The following is a 15,094-nucleotide window of genomic DNA, read 5'->3' on the forward strand; positions in this document are numbered from 1 at the left end:
CAAGAGCCGCCGCCTGGCGCGAGAGGACGGACGTGATGGAACAGGACGAGGGGAAGCCGGCCGCCGACGGCGCCGCGGCACGGACCGCCCGGCAGATCGAGACGCTGATCCTGGAGGGGGCCCTCACCCCCGGCGATCCGTTGCTGCCGGAGCGGGAGCTGGCCGAGCGGCTGGGCGTCTCGCGCCCGACTCTGCGCCAGGCGCTGAAACTGCTGGAAGCCCGCGGCCTGATCCTCACCGATCAGGGGCGGCGGCTGGTGGCACCGCTGGGCAGCGGTTTCATCGATCCCCTGATCGCGCTGATGGCCGATCATGGCGAGGTGGTCGACGATTATCTGGAATTCCGGGTGACGGTGGAGCGTATGGCTGCAGGCCTGGCGGCGCAGCGGGCGAATGGCGTCGACCGCGCACGGATCAGCGAGGCGATGGCCGCGATCGATCGTGCCCATGAAACCGGCCCCGAACCGGCGGAGGCGGCGGCGGATGTCGCCCTGCATCTGGCGCTGTACGACGCCTCGCACAATCTGGTGCTGATGCAGGTGATGCGCGCGCTGACCGGTCTTCTGCGCCGGGGGGTGATGGAAAATCGCGAGACGATGTTCCGCCGGCCTGAAACCCGCGAGGCGCTGCGCGCCCAGCATCATGCGATCCATGATGCGGTGCTTGCGGGTGATGCGGCCGCGGCCGAAGCCGCGGCAGAGGCCCATATCCGCTATGTCCATCGGGCGCTTCGCGAGATCGCCGCGGCAGAGGCACGGCTCGCCACCTCGCTGCGCCGGCTGGACGGCGGCGGGATCACCCGGCGCGGTTGACGCCGCGCCGGGTGATCTGCCCGTCAGGCCGCGGCAGTGTCGCCGATATCGTCGATGCGCTTCTGCAGCGACAGACGGTCGAGAGCTGCGATCGAGAGGTTGGCGAAGATGCCGATGCGGGTATTGAGCATGCGGAAGGCCTCGGCCACCGCCAGGGCGCGCTCGGCATCGGTGCCTTCGACGGCCGACGGATCGGGCACGCCCCAATGGGCCGTCATCGGCTGGCCGGGCCAGGCCGGGCAGACCTCGCGCGCCTGATCGCAGACGGTGAACACGAAATCGAAACGCGGCGCGTCGGGGCCACGGAACTCGTCCCAGCTCTTGGACCGCAGCCCTTCGGTCGGAATGCGCGACCGTTCGAGCAGGGCCAGCGCCAGCGGATCGGGGGCACCGGCCGGATGGCTGCCGGCGCTGTAGGCCCGGAAACGCCCCCTGCCCAGATGATTGAGCAGGGCCTCGGCCATAAGGCTGCGCACGGCATTGCCGGTGCAGAGGAACAGAACGTTGTGAATGCGGTCAGCAGTGGGCGCAGCGTCGCTCATCAGAAACCTCGGATCCGCTGGAGCATCGCGGGCCCTTCGGGCCCGCAGATCCGCAGATCCTGCCGCTCGGGCCCGGACCAGTCCGTGACCGTATGGTGACTGCTGGATGAAACTGCAACAGATATGCGGTCAGTGATCCACCGCCGCCAGGGTCACGAACCAATGCGGCGTCCCCTTGACCGGAATCGGCCGTCCCGCGGCATCGGCCGGAAACAGGCTCATCGCCACCCGGTCGCGGACATTGCCGCCGATGGCCGCGATCGTGCCGGGTGCAACCCTGACCACCAGGTCGCAATGCATGCCACGCGGCCGCGTATCCCAACCGCGGGCGCGGGCGTCCAGCACCTCGCGGGCGCGCTGCTGCCAGTCATCGAGTTCCGGCTCGCCTTCCGATCGGCCACGATCGGCGCAAAGCAGATCGCCGGGCCGTATCGAGGTCTGATGCGGGTCGGCCGGCACGAAACGGGCGGTGAGATCGCCCTGCCGGCCCAGCGCGCGGAAGATCACATGATCGACATAATCGAGATGCCGCGAGGCCGGCGGCAGATCGGCGGGTGAAATGCCCGCCATGCAGGCGACATAGGAGATGAAGGCGGCCGACCAGGGCGAAAGCTCGGGCACGTCGGACGCCCCCATCTTCAGGCCGTGATCGTCGGCAGCGGCACGCCAATAGAGCTGCAGCCGGCCGCGCACACGGCTGTCGGTCTCGTCCAGGCCGGGGGGGTTCAGCGACGGGGCACCGCCACGGAAGTCGATCACCGGGCTGCCGAAGGCCCGCCATTCGCCTTCGGCCACGCCGACCATGGCCGCAACCATACCGCCGGGCGGCGGCTCCGCCGCACAGACCAGAGGCGCCGCCCGCGGCGCATCCGGCCCCGGAATGTCGCCGCCCGCGCAGGCCGCAAGCGCGAGGCTGGCGATCAGGCCGGGCAGGATCCGCAGCCGCCGGTCCATGGCCGGGCTCAGGCCCGCATGTCGATCGGGAACGGGCGGCGGCCGTTATACGAGATCATTTCGCGGATCTCGTCGATTTCCTGATTGGTGACCGCCAGGCAACCGAGCGTCCAGCTGCGGTCGCCGCGGGCATGGATGCTCTCCCACGGGCCGTCGCCGGTACCGTGCAGACCGATCGCGCCCCCCAGCTTCAGCCGCCCGCCGGCCGCGGCGGCGCGCGCCTTGTCCTCGGCATTGGGATAGCTGATCGGGATGAACCAGCGGAAGCCGTCGAGCGATTCGCGGCCCGGCGGCATCATGTGATAGCGGCCCTCGGGGGTCAGGGCGTCGCCTTCCTCCCGCTTCGGCCCCGGACCGCCGCGGCCGATGGCGACCGAATAGCGCTTCACCTCGCGGTCGCCGTCGAAGAAGACCAGCGTCCGCTCCATCTTGCTGAGCACCGCCCGGGTCGGGAAGAGCGGCATGCCCGGCACCACCTCCTGCGGCGGGAGGGTTTCGGGCATCGGCGCCGGCTCGATCACCGTCATCTGGCGGGGTGCGCGCGCCTCGCAACCGGCCAGCAGCCCGGTGCCCGCCACGATTCCGGCCACACCGAAGCGCAGGAAACGCCGCCGTCCCTGCACGTCCGGCGCGGGCCGGACACCATGCTTCTGATCCTTCAGATCCGTCATCGGGTTTTCCGTCTGTCCCCTTGGCCCCACAATGGTTTACGTTGCAACGCGACAGGGGGCAAGGCCCCAATCGCATGCCGCCGTCCCACGCCTCTTCCGCAGCCCTCGCGAGCCCGTCCATGACCATGCCCCCGCCCATCCGCCAGCGCCCGGCCGTCACCGACAGCCCGGTCGATCCCGCCACCCTGGAACGGCTGGTCGCCGCCTTTTATGACCGGGCCCGGCATGACGAGATGCTGGCACCGGTTTTCGCCCGGGTCGCAGATGATGCCTGGCCCGGGCATATCGCGCGGGTGGTGGGGTTCTGGCGCTCGGTGCTGTTCCATGACGGCAGCTACAAAGGCAATCCGATGCGCACCCATGCGGCGATGCCCGAGCTGACGCCGGGCCATTTCCACCGCTGGCTGGCGATCTGGCGCGAGACCGCGATCCGCACCTGCCCGCCGGTGGCGGCGGTACTGATGATCGACAAGGCCGAACGGATGGCTGCCGCCCTTGCCGGCGGCCACCCGACCGTGGGGGCGGCACGCGACCCCGAGGACACAGCAGGCCGGGCATAAGGATCAAATCGCCGCAGGATCAACGGATTCGGGGTTGGATTGCGCGACATTTCGGCGCATCCTTTGCCCGGCTCTAGCCGCACCCCGGCCCGGACACTTCGTCCCGGCCCGCGTGCCGATACGGAGATCGCCGACATGTCCGCCCTGATCGCCGCCGCTTCGCCCGCTCGCACCGCCACCGCCACCAGCGTGACCGCGACCACCATCGCGACCGTCGCCCTTGGTGCCGCCGTGACCGTGATGACCGTGCAGGCCGCCCGCAATCAGGGTCGCGACCGCAATTGGTTTGGCGGCTGGCAGGCCGACCATGCCGATGGAGGCTCCATTTCGCGCCGCCAGTTCGACCTCGACGGTCGCCGCGGCAAAGATGACAAGCGACCGGGTGGTACCGTGATGCATCCGCAGCACGCTGCCACCCCGATCGCCCGGCATGGCGCCATCACGCCGCCGGCCTCCGCCCGTTCCGGAGTACCCCGCGCCGCCTGAGTGCGGTCGGTTCCGGCCCAAGCTCCCCTTATCCGTCAGTCAGACCGCCTTCGACCCGGCATCCGCCTGAGGCCGCTGGTCCGGTTATCCCGTTTCCCTTGATGGAGAGACGGATTGCCGGGCCGGCCGCGGATGGTACGGACAGGCTGGCCGGACCATCATCGTGATCCCACGATGCGGACCGCACGCCCCTGCCCGCCCCGCGCTGCCCCAGAGGCCCAGCGGATGCCGCCTGGTCGACGCCAGATCCGGAGCGTCCTGCCAATGTCACGCCGTCGCCTTCCCCCCCTGGGTGCCCTGCACGCCTTCGAGGCTGCCGCCCGCCATCAGAGTTTCGCCCGCGCCGCCGAGGAACTGCACCTCACCGACGGCGCCATCAGCCACCGGATCCGCGATCTGGAAGACCGGTTGGGCATGCGGCTGTTCCGCCGGCTGCACCGCAAGGTGGTGCTGACCGAGCATGGGCGGCGGCTTTATGCCACCTCTCGCGAAATGTTCGACCTGCTCGCCCGCGGACTGGTGGAGCTGGACGGCCTGCCGGCCGAGCCGGTTCGCATCGCGGCACCTGCGGTGATCGCCACCCGCTGGCTGCTGCCACGCATGGACGAGTTGGAAACCGCCGTCCCCGGCATCGAGCCGCATCTGATGGTGGAGGGCGCCCCCGATGGCGATGCCCCGCCGCCCGACCTGATCCTGAGGATCGGGGCGCGGCCGCGCAGCAGCGAGCGGGTCGACCGGCTGGCCGGCGACATGCTGGTGCCGGTCGCCGCCCCGGTCTATCTGGCCCGGGCCGGCCGGCCGGCGGCGCCCGAAGCCCTGCTGCGCTACCGGCTGTTGCGCGGCCCTGACGATGCCTGGGATCTGTGGTTCCGCAGCGCCGGCATTTCGCGGGCCGAACCGCCGCGCGGCCCGGTTCTGGGCGATCACGACCATCTGATCGGCGCGGCCATCGCCGGTCATGGCGTGGCGCTGGCGCCGAACCGCATGGTCGCAACCGATATCGCCGCCGGCCGTCTGGCCCGGCTGTTCGCCACCGCCGTGCCCTGGACCGACGCCTATTGGCTGATCCACGGGGAAAGTGCGGCCGACCGGCCCGAGATCGAGCGCGTCGCCGCCTGGCTTGAACAGGCGATGACGGCCGATGACGGGCTGCCCGGCCGGTCCACACTGCCGGGCAGCGACTTGCGCCGCATACCGGAGCGGCCTACCGTCGACTGAACGGAACCGCGCACGGAAACGACGCCCAGGGAGGACAGGATGGCAGGCGATCATCATGACCATGCCCATGATCATGACCATGATCACGGACATGACGGGCGGGGGCACGCGCATGCGGCCCCCACCTCGCCCATGGCGGAACGGGTGAAAGCGATCGAGGCCCTGGCAGTGGCCAAGGGGCTGGTCGATCCGGCGGCGCTCGACCTGATCGTCGACACCTATGAAAGCAGGGTCGGGCCGCGCAACGGTGCCCGCGTGGTCGCCCGCGCCTGGACCGATCCCGCCTACAAGGCCCGGCTGCTGAGCGATGCCACGGCCGCCATCGCCGAGTTCGGCTTCACCGGCCGCCAGGGCGAGGACATGGTGGTGCTGGAGAACACCGACCAGGTCCACAATATGGTCGTGTGCACGCTCTGCTCCTGCTACCCCTGGACGGTGCTGGGCCTGCCGCCGGTCTGGTACAAATCCGCCCCCTACCGGTCGCGTGCGGTGCTGGACCCGCGCGGCGTGCTGGCCGAATTCGGCTGCACCATCGGCGACGAGGTCGAACTCCGGGTCTGGGACAGCACCGCCGAACTCCGCTATCTGGTCCTGCCCCAGCGCCCCGCCGGCACCGAGGGCTGGGACGAGGAGCGGCTGGCCGCGATCGTCACCCGCGATTCGATGATCGGCGTCACCCGTCTGGCCGATCAGCCCGCGGAGCTGCGGCCATGAACGGGGCACAGGATCTGGGCGGCATGATGGGCTTCGGCCCGATCGGCATCGAAGCGAACGAGCCGGTCTTCCATGCCCCCTGGGAAGCGCGCGCCCTGGCGGTGACGCTGGCCGTCGGCTTCCTGGGCCGCTGGTCGATCGACGAGGCCCGCCATGCCCGCGAAAGCCTGCCGCCGCCGGTCTATCTGACCAGCAGCTACTACGAGATCTGGCTGCGCGGGCTGGAAAGGTTGATGGTCCGCCATGGCCTCGCCATCGACGCTGAATTTGAAACGGGGGTGCCTGATCCGGCCGCCCCGGCCCTGCCCGCGGACCTCAAACCCGCCCCTGATGCGGCCCAGGCGGCCGCCATCCTGGCGCGTGGCGCCAGCGCCCGCCGGGACGGCAGCGGCCGCCCTGCCCGCTTCACGGCCGGCGACCGGGTGAAAGTCCGGGATATCAATACGCTGGCCCACACCAGGGCGCCGCGCTATGTGCGCGGCCGTGTGGGCACGATCGAGCGCCTGCACGGCGATTTCGTGCTGCCGGATGCCGCCGCCGCCCGCCGCGGCGAGGATCCCCAGCCCTGTTATGCGGTGCGCTTCGCCGCTCGCGACCTCTGGGGCGAAACCGCCCATCCCAATGACTGCGTCCATGCGGATCTGTGGGACGACTATCTGGAGCCGGCATGATGGCGATGGAGCATCAACCCCCCTCAACCCCGCGCCCGATCACCGTGGTCCCGGCCGGCGCCGCCCGCCCCGCGACAGCCGGCACCCCGGATGTCGACGCCCATGGCATCACCTGCACACCGCCCGCGGCCAGGCCGGTACCGCCCCTGCTGCTGGGCCAGCCGGCCGATGCCGGGGGGCCGGTCTTCCGCGAGCCCTGGGAAGCCCAGGCTTTCGCCCTGGTGGTGTCGCTGCACGAGGCCGGCCTGTTCAGCTGGAATGAATGGGCGGCGACCCTGTCGGCGCGGATCGTCACCGCCCAGCTGGGTGGCGATCCGGATATCGGCACCACCTATTACCATCACTGGCTGGCCGCACTGGAAGACATCACCCGCGCCAAGGGCCTGGCCTGATCTGCCCCACCATCAACCCGGTGGGTTGATGGTGGGGTTGATTCCGCAACGCCCCTCGACTCAGCCTCCCTCCAGCCGGTAGCCGACGCCGGGTTCGTTGACGATCAGCTTCGGATCGGCGGGGTCGTCGCCCAGCTTCTGGCGCAGATGGCCGACATAGATCCGCAGATAATGGGTATCGGCCTCGTGCGCCGGCCCCCAGACCTCGCGCAGCAGCTGGGCATGGGTCATCATCCGGCCGCGATTGCGGGCCAGGATGCGCAGCAGGTCGTATTCCCGCCGGCTGAGCTTCACCGGCTGACCGTCGAGCGTCACTTCATGGCGCGGCTGATCAATGGTGATCCGGGTGCCGATGCGGATCAGCGCCTCGTCATCAGGCGCGGCCGGGATCTGGCCCGGCTGGACCGGTGCGGTGCCGCGCGCCCGCAGCGTCGCCCGGATGCGGGCGGTGAGTTCGGCGATGCCGAAGGGCTTGGTGACGTAATCATCCGCCCCCCGATCCAGCGCCGCCACCTTGCCCGCCTCGTCGGCCCGCACCGAAAGGACCAGGATCGGTACGCCCGACCAGTCGCGGATCCGGCCGATCACCTCGGTGCCGTCGATATCGGGCAGGCCCAGATCCAGCACGATCATCGCCGGCGCCCGGGTCGCCGCGGCCCGGACCGCCTCCTCCCCCGTCGCCGCCTCGATCACCTCGAAGCCCGCGGCGCCGAGCGCGATCTTGAGAAAGCGGCGGATCTGGGGTTCGTCATCGACCACCAGAATGCGGGCGGTGTTCATGTCGACGGGCATCGTCTCTCCGATGAGGGGGCGTCACTCGGCATCTTCGGGCGGCGGGGCCGGCGGCTCCGCGACGGTCAGGCGGATCACGATCCGGGTGCCCTGGCCACCGGCATCGGCACGGATCGTGCCGCCATGAGCCTCGACGAAGCCGCGACAGATCGCAAGCCCGAGCCCGGTGCCGGCGGGCTGGCTGTCGCCAGCCTTCACCCGGTGGAACATGTCGAACACGGCCTCCCGATCCGCTTCGGGGATGCCCGGCCCGTCATCCTCCACCCGGATGTCGATGCTGCGGCCGCGATCGGCAAGGGCGGCGGCGATGGTGATCCGGCCATCCGGCCCGCCATGCTTGACCGCGTTGTCGACCAGATTGACCAGCACCTGCTCCATCAGCACCGCATCGACATGTAGCAGCGGCAGGCCTTCGGGCACCACCACGTCCAGCTGCCGCCCGCCCAGCTGCCGGGCCAGCCGGCCGCGCACCCGCCCGGCCAGTTCCGTCAGATCCACCCAGTCGCGACGCAGCGCCAGCGCGCCATGGCCGAGCCGGGTCATGTCGAGCAGGTTCTGGACATAGGCATCCAGCCGCCTCGCCTCGTCGTGGATGGTGTCGGCCAGCTCGCCGCGGGCGCCGGGATCCAGCGCCTCCCCCAGGCTCTTCAGGCTGGAGGCGGCGCCGATGATCGAGACCAGCGGCGTGCGCAGATCATGGCTGATGGATGAGAGCAGGGCCGCCCGCAGGGCATCCGCCTCGCCCTTCAGCCGTTCCCGCTCGATATCGGCAGCAAGCAGGGTACGGTCGACGGCAAGCGCCGCCTGATCGACCACCGCCTCCAGCAGCCGGCGCTGTTCGGGGCCCAGCTGTTTCGGCCGGCCGTCGCGTCCGCCGAACGAGACGCCGACCAGCCCCACGGGCCCCCGCGCGGCCTTCATCGGCACGAACAGCCAGTCAGATGCCGGCAGCGTGTCCGAAGACCAGCCCGCCGGCCGCTCGTGCCGCCAGGCCCATTCCGCCGCCGCCCGGTTGGCGGGGGTCAGCCGGTCCTCAGGGGGAAAGCCGGCGCCGATCCTGAGCCCGCCATCGGGTTCCGGCAGCAGCAGCACCGCATCGCATTGCAGCGTGCGCGCGACATGGGAGACCACCGCCCAGGCGACATCGTCGACATCCGCCGCCCCGGCGGCCTTGCGGGCGAAATCATACAGATTGCCGACCCGCCGCGCCGCCTGCCGCTCTGCCTGCACCCGCTCCCGCAGCCGGCCGGCGAGATTGCCGGTCAGCGCCGCCGCGATCAGGAAGAAGACGATGGTCAGGATGTCCTCGGTCCGCGACACCTGAAACGTGTGGTGGGGCACGGTGAAGAAGAAATTGTAGGCGAAGAAGCTGAGCACGCTGGCCGCGATCGAGGGCCAGAGCCCGCCGCGCACCGCCACCACCAGCACCGCGATCAGGAAGACCAGCGACACATTGGGCAAGGGCAGGATCATCTCGACCAGGGTCGAGACCAGGGCGGCGGCGGCCACCGACACGCCGATCAGCGCCAGTTCCCGCGGCCCGAAATGCGGACCCGGGGCCTCCGCCTGCAGACGGCCGGGTTCGGCGGCGGCGGCGGTCGTCTCCGCCTCGGCGGCGATGACGGTCAATTCGAAGCCGGTCGCCCGGCTGACCAGCGCCTCGGCCAGCCCGCCGCCTGCCCCCAGGCGCCGCCACCAGGGCCGACGGGGTGCCCGGCCGATCACGATCCGGCTGACATTGCGCTCCCGCGCCAGCGCCACCAGCTCGTCGGCCAGCCGCCGGGCATGGACCGGACGCGGCAGCACGGTCACCTCCGCCCCCAGCCGCTCGGCCAGCCTCAGTGCCCGGTTGGCGCGGTCCTGGGGGGTGTAATCACCGGCAGACGCGGCACCGGCCCCGGTCTCGACATGAACCGCGATCCAGGGCAGCCGCGCGCGGTCGGCCATGCGCCGGCCGGCGCGGACCACCGCCTCGGCCTCTGCCCCCGTGCCGATACAGACCATCAGCCGCTCCCGCGCCGGCCAGGGGCCGGGCACGGCATGGGCGCGCATATAGCGGATCATCTCTTCATCGACCCGCTCGGCGGCCGCGCGCAGCGCCAGCTCGCGCAGCGCCGTCAGATTGCCGCGGCTGAAGAAATGCAGCACCGCCCGCCGCGCCTGGTCGCCCAGATAGACCTTGCCCTCGCGCAGGCGCCGGATCAGATCGTCGGGCGGCAGATCGATCAGCTCGATCTCGTCGGCCATCGCCAGCACGTCGTCGGGCAGGGTCTCGCGCACCCGGATGCGGGTGATGCGCTGGACGATGTCGTTCAGGCTTTCCAGATGCTGGACGTTGAGCGTGGTCAGCACGTCGATGCCGGCATCGATCAGCTCGGCCACATCCTGGAAGCGCTTTTCGTGGCGCGCCCCCGGCACGTTGGTATGGGCGAACTCGTCGACCAGGGCCAGGGCGGGGCGGCGGGCCAGCACCGCATCCAGATCCATCTCGGGGAAGGCCCGGCCGCGATGGGTCAGGATCCGGCGCGGGATCACCTCCAGACCGCGGAGCAGCGCCTCGGTTTCGGCCCGGCCATGGGTCTCCACCACCGCCACGACGACATCGGTCCCCTCCGCCCGGCGGCGCTGCGCCTCTTCCAGCATCGCATAGGTCTTGCCCACGCCGGGTGCGGCGCCCAGGAAGATCTTGAGCCGGCCGCGGCGCTCGCGCTTCGCATCCTCGATCAGCGCCTCGGGGGCGGGTCTGTCGGCGTCTCTGGTCATCCGGGCTCTCCGCGCGCGGGGCTCAAGGATCAGCCTGCCCCGGGGCCGGCCATGGCGTCGAGCGCCATGTTGAGCCGCAGCAGGTTGACCCGCGGCCAGCCGATCAGCCCGGCCACGGGCCGCTCGACATGGGCGGCGACCAGAGCCTCCACCGCATCAGGCGCCATCTGCCGGGCGGCCGCCACCCGCGGGACCTGCAGCCGCACCGCTTCGGGCGAGAGATCGGGGTCGAGCCCCGAGCCCGAGGCCGTCACCAGATCGGCAGGGATCGCGCCGCCCGCCCCCGTCTCCGCCCGAACCGCGGCGATACGGTCGCCGATCTGTGCCGCCAGCGCAGCCGAGGTCGGCCCCAGATTGGAGGCGCCGGCGGCCGCCGCATCATAGCCCACCGCCGACGGCCGGCCGTGGAAGTAGCCGGGCGAGGTGAAATCCTGGCCGACCAGCGCCGAACCGACCACCCGGCCCGCCGCATCGGTGACCGGGCTGCCCGCGGCCTGCCGGGGTGCGATCGCCCCGGCAAGACCGGTCATGGCCAGCGGATAGGCGAGGCCGAGCAGGCCTGAAAACAGCGCGAGCGGCACCACCGCCCGGCGGATGTTGCGCAACATGGGGTGCAGCATAAGACTGTCTCCCTCGCTCAGACCAGACCGAGGCCCGAGACGATCATGTCGATCGCCTTGATGCCGATGAAGGGCGCGATCAGCCCGCCCAGACCATAGACCAGCAGGTTCCGGCGCAGCAGCGCCGCAGCAGAGGCGGCCCGCGCCGTAACGCCTTTGAGCGCCAGCGGCACCAGCGCCACGATGATCAGGGCGTTGAAGATGACCGCCGAGAGGATCGCGCTTTCGGGGCTTGAAAGCTGCATGACGTCGAGCGCCCCCAGCGCCGGATAGACGCCCGCGAACAGCGCCGGGACGATGGCGAAATATTTCGCCACGTCATTGGCGATCGAGAAGGTGGTGAGGGCGCCGCGGCTGACCAGCAGCTGCTTGCCGACCATCACCACCTCGATCAGCTTGGTGGGGTCGCTGTCGAGATCGATCAGATTGGCCGCCTCCTTGGCGGCCGGCGTGCCCTCGTTCATCGCAACACCGACATCGGCCTGGGCAAGGGCCGGCGCATCATTGGAACCGTCGCCGCACATCGCGACCATGCGGCCCTTCGCCTGTTCGGCGCGGATCAGCTCCAGCTTGCGTTCAGGCGTCGCCTCGGCCAGAACGTCGTCGACGCCGGCCTCGGCCGCGATCGCCGCCGCCGTGATCGGGTTGTCGCCGGTGATCATCACCGTGCGGATGCCCATCCGGCGCAGCTCGGAAAAGCGTTCGCGGATGCCCGGCTTGATCACATCCTTCAGATGGATGACACCCAGCGGCCGGTCGTCTTCCGCCACCACCAGCGGCGTGCCGCCGCTGCGCGCGACCTGATCGACCAGATGGCCGAGCTGCGGGGGCACGCTGCCCTTCGCCTGTTTCAGGATGGCATCGCCCGCCCCCTTGCGGACCCGGCGGCCATCGGTGAGGTCGGCCCCCGAGATCCGGGTCTGGGCGGTGAAGGCCACCAGGCGCGCCACCTCCGCCACCTCGGCACGGAAGCCGTGGGCCTTGCGGGCGAGGTCGAGGATGGAACGGCCTTCCGGCGTCTCGTCGCCCAGACTGGCGAGCGCCGCAATCTCGGCCAGCCTTGCCTCTCCCACGCCGGGCAGGGGCAGGAAGGCGTCGGCCATACGATTGCCGAAGGTGATGGTACCGGTCTTGTCGAGCAGCAGCACATCGACGTCGCCCGCCGCTTCGACCGCACGGCCCGATCGGGCGACCACGCCTGCGCGGATCAGCCGGTCCATGCCGGCGATACCGATCGCCGACAACAGACCACCGATGGTGGTGGGGATCAGGGTGACCAGCAACGCGATCAGGAAGCCGACCGGAAGCAGCGTGCCCGAGAAAGCGGCGAAGGCTTCAAGGCTGGCGACCACGATCAGGAAGATGAGCGTCAGCGAGACCAGCAGAATGGTGAGCGCAATCTCGTTCGGCGTCTTGCGCCGCGTCGCCCCCTCGACCAGACCGATCATCCGGTCGAGGAAGCTCTCTCCCGGCCGCTGGGTGACCCGGACCACGATCGCATCCGACACCACCCGGGTGCCGCCGGTGACGGCGGAGCGGTCGCCGCCGCTCTCGCGGATCACCGGCGCGCTTTCGCCCGTGATGGCGCTTTCATCGACCGAGGCGATGCCGGCGACGACCTCGCCATCGGCGGGCACGATATCGCCCGCCTCGACATAGACCAGATCGTCGAGGCCGAGATCGCGGGAGGATACCTCACGCCAGTCGTGGATGCGGGCATCGCCACGGGGCATACCCGGCAGCAGTTTGGCCAGCGTCTCGGACTGGGTGGCGCGCAGGCTGTCAGCACGGGCCCGGCCGCGCCCCTCGGCCAGTGCCTCGGCGAAGTTGCCGAACAGCACCGTGGCCCAGAGCCAGAGACAGATCTGCGCCAGTACCGGACCATGCGGGCCGCCGGTTGCGAGCTCCAGCCCGGCAAGGACGGTTGCGACGGCGGCGACCACCGCGGTGGTCAGCATGACCGGGTTGCCGGCAAGAGCCTGCGGCGACAGTTTGGTGAAGGCCTCGCGGGCGGCGCGCGACAGCAGCGCCGGGTCGACGAGGCGGATGTCCTCGGATGTACGCATGGGAGCGGGTTCCGTCAGAACGTCCGGCCGAGGAGCATGGACAGATGCTCCGCGACGGGGCCGAGCGCGAGCGCCGGGAAATAGGTGAGGCCGCCGATGATCGCGACCGTGCCGATCAGCAGGCCGATGAAGAGCGGGCCGTGGGTCGGCAGGGTGCCGGCGGTGGCCGGGATCTTCTTCTTGGCCGCAAGGCTGCCGGCGATCGCCAGCACGACCACCACCGGCAGATAGCGACCGATCATCATCGCGATGCCGACGGCAATGGCATGGAAGGTCCGGGTGGCGCCAAAGCCCGCGAAGGCCGAGCCGTTATTTCCGGCCGCCGAGGCATAGGCGTAGAGGATCTCGGACAGGCCGTGCGGACCGGCATCCTGCACGGCCGCCCGGCCGGCGGGCAGCACGGCCGACAGGGCGGCGGGCACCAGCATGGCGACCGCAAGGCCGATCAGCGCCAGCATCGCCAGCGTCATCTCGCGCGCCTCGATCTTCTTGCCCATGTATTCGGGTGTCCGGCCGACCATCAGCCCGGCGGCAAACACCGCGATCACGGCGAAGATGATCAGCCCGTAGAGCCCGCTGCCGACGCCGCCGAAGATCACCTCGCCCAGCATCATGCCGATCATGGCGACCATGCCGCCGAGCGGGGTGAAGCTGTCATGCATGGCATTGACCGAGCCGTTGGATGCGGCCGTGGTCGCCGCCGCCCAGATCGCACTGTCGGTCGCCCCGAAGCGGACCTCCTTGCCTTCCATGTTGGGGCCGGCGAGGCCCAGCGCGTGGTGGATCGGGTTGCCGGTCGTCTCCGCCCAGACGGTCAGCCCCACGAACAGCGCGAAGGGGATCAGCATGGCCAGGAACAGCGCCCGACCCTGGCGCGGGTCGCCGGCAAGGCGACCGAAGGCGAAGGGCATCGCCGCCGGCAGGGCCAGGATCGCCACCACCTCGATCAGGTTCGACCAGGCGGTCGGGTTTTCCAGCGGATGGGCGGAGTTGACGCCGTAGAAGCCGCCGCCATTGGTACCGAGCTGCTTGATCGCCACCTGCGAGGCCACGGGCCCGAGCGGAATGGTCTGGGCATGGCCGTCGAGGCCGATGGAGGCGAGCGTGCCCGACATCACCTGCGGCACACCCTGCAGCACCAGCAGGATGGTCACTGCGATCGCCAGCGGCAGCAGCAGGCGCAGCGTGATGCGGGTGACGTCGGTGGTCAGGCAGCCGATGGTCGGCGTCTCGGCACGGGCGAACCCGCGCGCCAGCGCCACCATCACCGCAATGCCGGTGGCCGCCGACAGGAAGTTCTGCACCCCCAGCCCGAAAGCCTGCGAGAAGGAAGACAGCTGCGCCTCCCCCGAATAGGCCTGCCAGTTGGTGTTGGTGACGAAGCTGATCGCGGTGTTGAAGGCGAGTGCCGGATCGAGCGGCGGAATGCCGGCCGGGTTCCAGGGCAGGACGCCCTGCAGGCGCAGCACCCCGTAGAGCAGCAGGAAGCCCGCATAGTTGAAGGCGATCAGCCCCAGCGCATAGCCGAGCCAGCTGCTCTCGCGGCCGGCACGCACGCCCGACAGGTTGAGGATGCCGGCCTCGACCGGCGCGAAGATGCGGCCCAAACGGCCGGAAGGAGATGCGGCGGCGACCGTCCAGCGGCCGAGCGGCACCGCGATCAGGGCCAGGATCGCGAGATAGAGCGCGATCCGCCCGAAATCCAGGGATGTCATGGGGTGGCAGGATCCGTGTCTGGGCGGGATCAGCGATCGGGGCGCATCAGCACGGCGGCAAGCCAGGCAGCCAGCGCCGCCACGGCCAGGCCGCCCAGGATCAGCCCGATCAGATCGA

The 15,094-nt window shown here is 70.5% G+C and carries 14 protein-coding genes and 1 pseudogene; 7 read left to right on the forward strand and 8 right to left on the reverse strand.

Annotated features, from left to right (window positions below; genetic code table 11):
• Positions 1-35 precede the first annotated feature (35 nt).
• On the forward strand, positions 36-812 hold the full coding sequence (locus P7L68_RS23655; protein ID WP_372002212.1) for an FCD domain-containing protein: 777 nt from the start codon (positions 36-38) through the stop codon (positions 810-812).
• Positions 813-835: 23 nt separating this feature from the next.
• Here the strand turns inward: P7L68_RS23655 and P7L68_RS23660 are convergent, their stop codons facing one another.
• The 3 genes from P7L68_RS23660 to P7L68_RS23670 all read right to left on the reverse strand — a co-directional run bounded on the left by P7L68_RS23660 (position 836) and on the right by P7L68_RS23670 (position 2,979).
• Positions 836-1,354 (reverse strand): arsenate reductase ArsC, encoded by a 519-nt coding sequence (locus P7L68_RS23660; RefSeq protein ID WP_372002214.1) that lies wholly within the window; start codon positions 1,352-1,354, stop codon positions 836-838.
• A 129-nt stretch (positions 1,355-1,483) separates the two neighbouring features.
• A complete protein-coding gene (locus tag P7L68_RS23665) occupies positions 1,484-2,308 on the reverse strand; it encodes a DUF2272 domain-containing protein (RefSeq protein ID WP_372002216.1) in 825 nt (274 codons plus the stop codon).
• An 8-nt stretch (positions 2,309-2,316) separates the two neighbouring features.
• Complete coding sequence (locus tag P7L68_RS23670; protein WP_372002218.1) at positions 2,317-2,979, reverse strand: murein L,D-transpeptidase family protein; 663 nt, start codon at positions 2,977-2,979, stop codon at positions 2,317-2,319.
• A 119-nt stretch (positions 2,980-3,098) separates the two neighbouring features.
• Between P7L68_RS23670 and P7L68_RS23675 the strand changes: the two genes are divergently transcribed.
• From P7L68_RS23675 to P7L68_RS23700, 6 genes and pseudogenes are all read left to right on the forward strand, one after another.
• Positions 3,099-3,539 (forward strand): group III truncated hemoglobin, encoded by a 441-nt coding sequence (locus P7L68_RS23675; protein WP_372002220.1) that lies wholly within the window; start codon positions 3,099-3,101, stop codon positions 3,537-3,539.
• Positions 3,540-3,674: 135 nt separating this feature from the next.
• Positions 3,675-4,025: a hypothetical protein gene (locus P7L68_RS23680; protein WP_372002222.1), complete on the forward strand. Its 351-nt coding sequence runs from the start codon at positions 3,675-3,677 to the stop codon at positions 4,023-4,025.
• A gap of 264 nt (positions 4,026-4,289) precedes the next feature.
• The gene (locus P7L68_RS23685; RefSeq protein ID WP_372002224.1) at positions 4,290-5,243 is read left to right on the forward strand and encodes a LysR substrate-binding domain-containing protein; all 954 of its coding nucleotides are present in this window, start codon (positions 4,290-4,292) and stop codon (positions 5,241-5,243) included.
• A 39-nt stretch (positions 5,244-5,282) separates the two neighbouring features.
• Complete coding sequence (gene nthA, locus P7L68_RS23690) at positions 5,283-5,957, forward strand: nitrile hydratase subunit alpha (protein ID WP_372002226.1); 675 nt, start codon at positions 5,283-5,285, stop codon at positions 5,955-5,957.
• Positions 5,954-6,628, forward strand: a complete 675-nt coding sequence (gene nthB, locus P7L68_RS23695; protein WP_372002228.1) for a nitrile hydratase subunit beta — start codon at positions 5,954-5,956, stop codon at positions 6,626-6,628. The genes nthA and nthB overlap by 4 nt, the downstream gene beginning before the upstream one ends.
• Positions 6,629-6,735: 107 nt before the next feature.
• Positions 6,736-7,017, forward strand: a pseudogene (locus P7L68_RS23700) (nitrile hydratase accessory protein); the annotation flags it as partial.
• A 63-nt stretch (positions 7,018-7,080) separates the two neighbouring features.
• Here P7L68_RS23700 and P7L68_RS23705 read toward each other — a convergent pair.
• Genes P7L68_RS23705 through kdpA form a run of 5 tightly spaced genes read right to left on the reverse strand, consistent with a single transcriptional unit; the run spans position 7,081 to position 14,976 of the window.
• On the reverse strand, positions 7,081-7,812 hold the full coding sequence (locus tag P7L68_RS23705) for a response regulator (protein WP_372002230.1): 732 nt from the start codon (positions 7,810-7,812) through the stop codon (positions 7,081-7,083).
• A 21-nt stretch (positions 7,813-7,833) separates the two neighbouring features.
• On the reverse strand, positions 7,834-10,575 hold the full coding sequence (locus P7L68_RS23710; RefSeq protein WP_372002232.1) for a DUF4118 domain-containing protein: 2,742 nt from the start codon (positions 10,573-10,575) through the stop codon (positions 7,834-7,836).
• 29 nt (positions 10,576-10,604) lie between these two features.
• Positions 10,605-11,183 (reverse strand): potassium-transporting ATPase subunit KdpC, encoded by a 579-nt coding sequence (kdpC, locus tag P7L68_RS23715; protein WP_372006937.1) that lies wholly within the window; start codon positions 11,181-11,183, stop codon positions 10,605-10,607.
• A gap of 29 nt (positions 11,184-11,212) precedes the next feature.
• Entirely contained in the window at positions 11,213-13,261 is a 2,049-nt protein-coding gene (kdpB, locus tag P7L68_RS23720; RefSeq protein WP_372002234.1) for a potassium-transporting ATPase subunit KdpB, read from the reverse strand.
• 14 nt (positions 13,262-13,275) lie between these two features.
• Positions 13,276-14,976, reverse strand: coding sequence for a potassium-transporting ATPase subunit KdpA (gene kdpA, locus P7L68_RS23725; protein WP_372002236.1), 1,701 nt, complete (start codon positions 14,974-14,976; stop codon positions 13,276-13,278).
• Between the last annotated feature and the right edge of the window lie 118 nt (positions 14,977-15,094).

It is taken from the genome of Tistrella mobilis, assembly GCF_041468085.1.
Lineage (GTDB): Bacteria > Pseudomonadota > Alphaproteobacteria > Tistrellales > Tistrellaceae > Tistrella > Tistrella mobilis_A.

Coding starts and splice junctions, on each gene's coding strand:
- P7L68_RS23655 (WP_372002212.1), top strand. CDS start 36: ATGGAACAGGACGAGGGGAAGCCGGCCGCCGACGGCGCCGCGGCACGG.
- P7L68_RS23660 (WP_372002214.1), bottom strand. CDS start 1,354: ATGAGCGACGCTGCGCCCACTGCTGACCGCATTCACAACGTTCTGTTC.
- P7L68_RS23665 (WP_372002216.1), bottom strand. CDS start 2,308: ATGGACCGGCGGCTGCGGATCCTGCCCGGCCTGATCGCCAGCCTCGCG.
- P7L68_RS23670 (WP_372002218.1), bottom strand. CDS start 2,979: ATGACGGATCTGAAGGATCAGAAGCATGGTGTCCGGCCCGCGCCGGAC.
- P7L68_RS23675 (WP_372002220.1), top strand. CDS start 3,099: ATGACCATGCCCCCGCCCATCCGCCAGCGCCCGGCCGTCACCGACAGC.
- P7L68_RS23680 (WP_372002222.1), top strand. CDS start 3,675: ATGTCCGCCCTGATCGCCGCCGCTTCGCCCGCTCGCACCGCCACCGCC.
- P7L68_RS23685 (WP_372002224.1), top strand. CDS start 4,290: ATGTCACGCCGTCGCCTTCCCCCCCTGGGTGCCCTGCACGCCTTCGAG.
- nthA (WP_372002226.1), top strand. CDS start 5,283: ATGGCAGGCGATCATCATGACCATGCCCATGATCATGACCATGATCAC.
- nthB (WP_372002228.1), top strand. CDS start 5,954: ATGAACGGGGCACAGGATCTGGGCGGCATGATGGGCTTCGGCCCGATC.
- P7L68_RS23705 (WP_372002230.1), bottom strand. CDS start 7,812: ATGCCCGTCGACATGAACACCGCCCGCATTCTGGTGGTCGATGACGAA.
- P7L68_RS23710 (WP_372002232.1), bottom strand. CDS start 10,575: ATGACCAGAGACGCCGACAGACCCGCCCCCGAGGCGCTGATCGAGGAT.
- kdpC (WP_372006937.1), bottom strand. CDS start 11,183: ATGTTGCGCAACATCCGCCGGGCGGTGGTGCCGCTCGCGCTGTTTTCA.
- kdpB (WP_372002234.1), bottom strand. CDS start 13,261: ATGCGTACATCCGAGGACATCCGCCTCGTCGACCCGGCGCTGCTGTCG.
- kdpA (WP_372002236.1), bottom strand. CDS start 14,976: ATGACATCCCTGGATTTCGGGCGGATCGCGCTCTATCTCGCGATCCTG.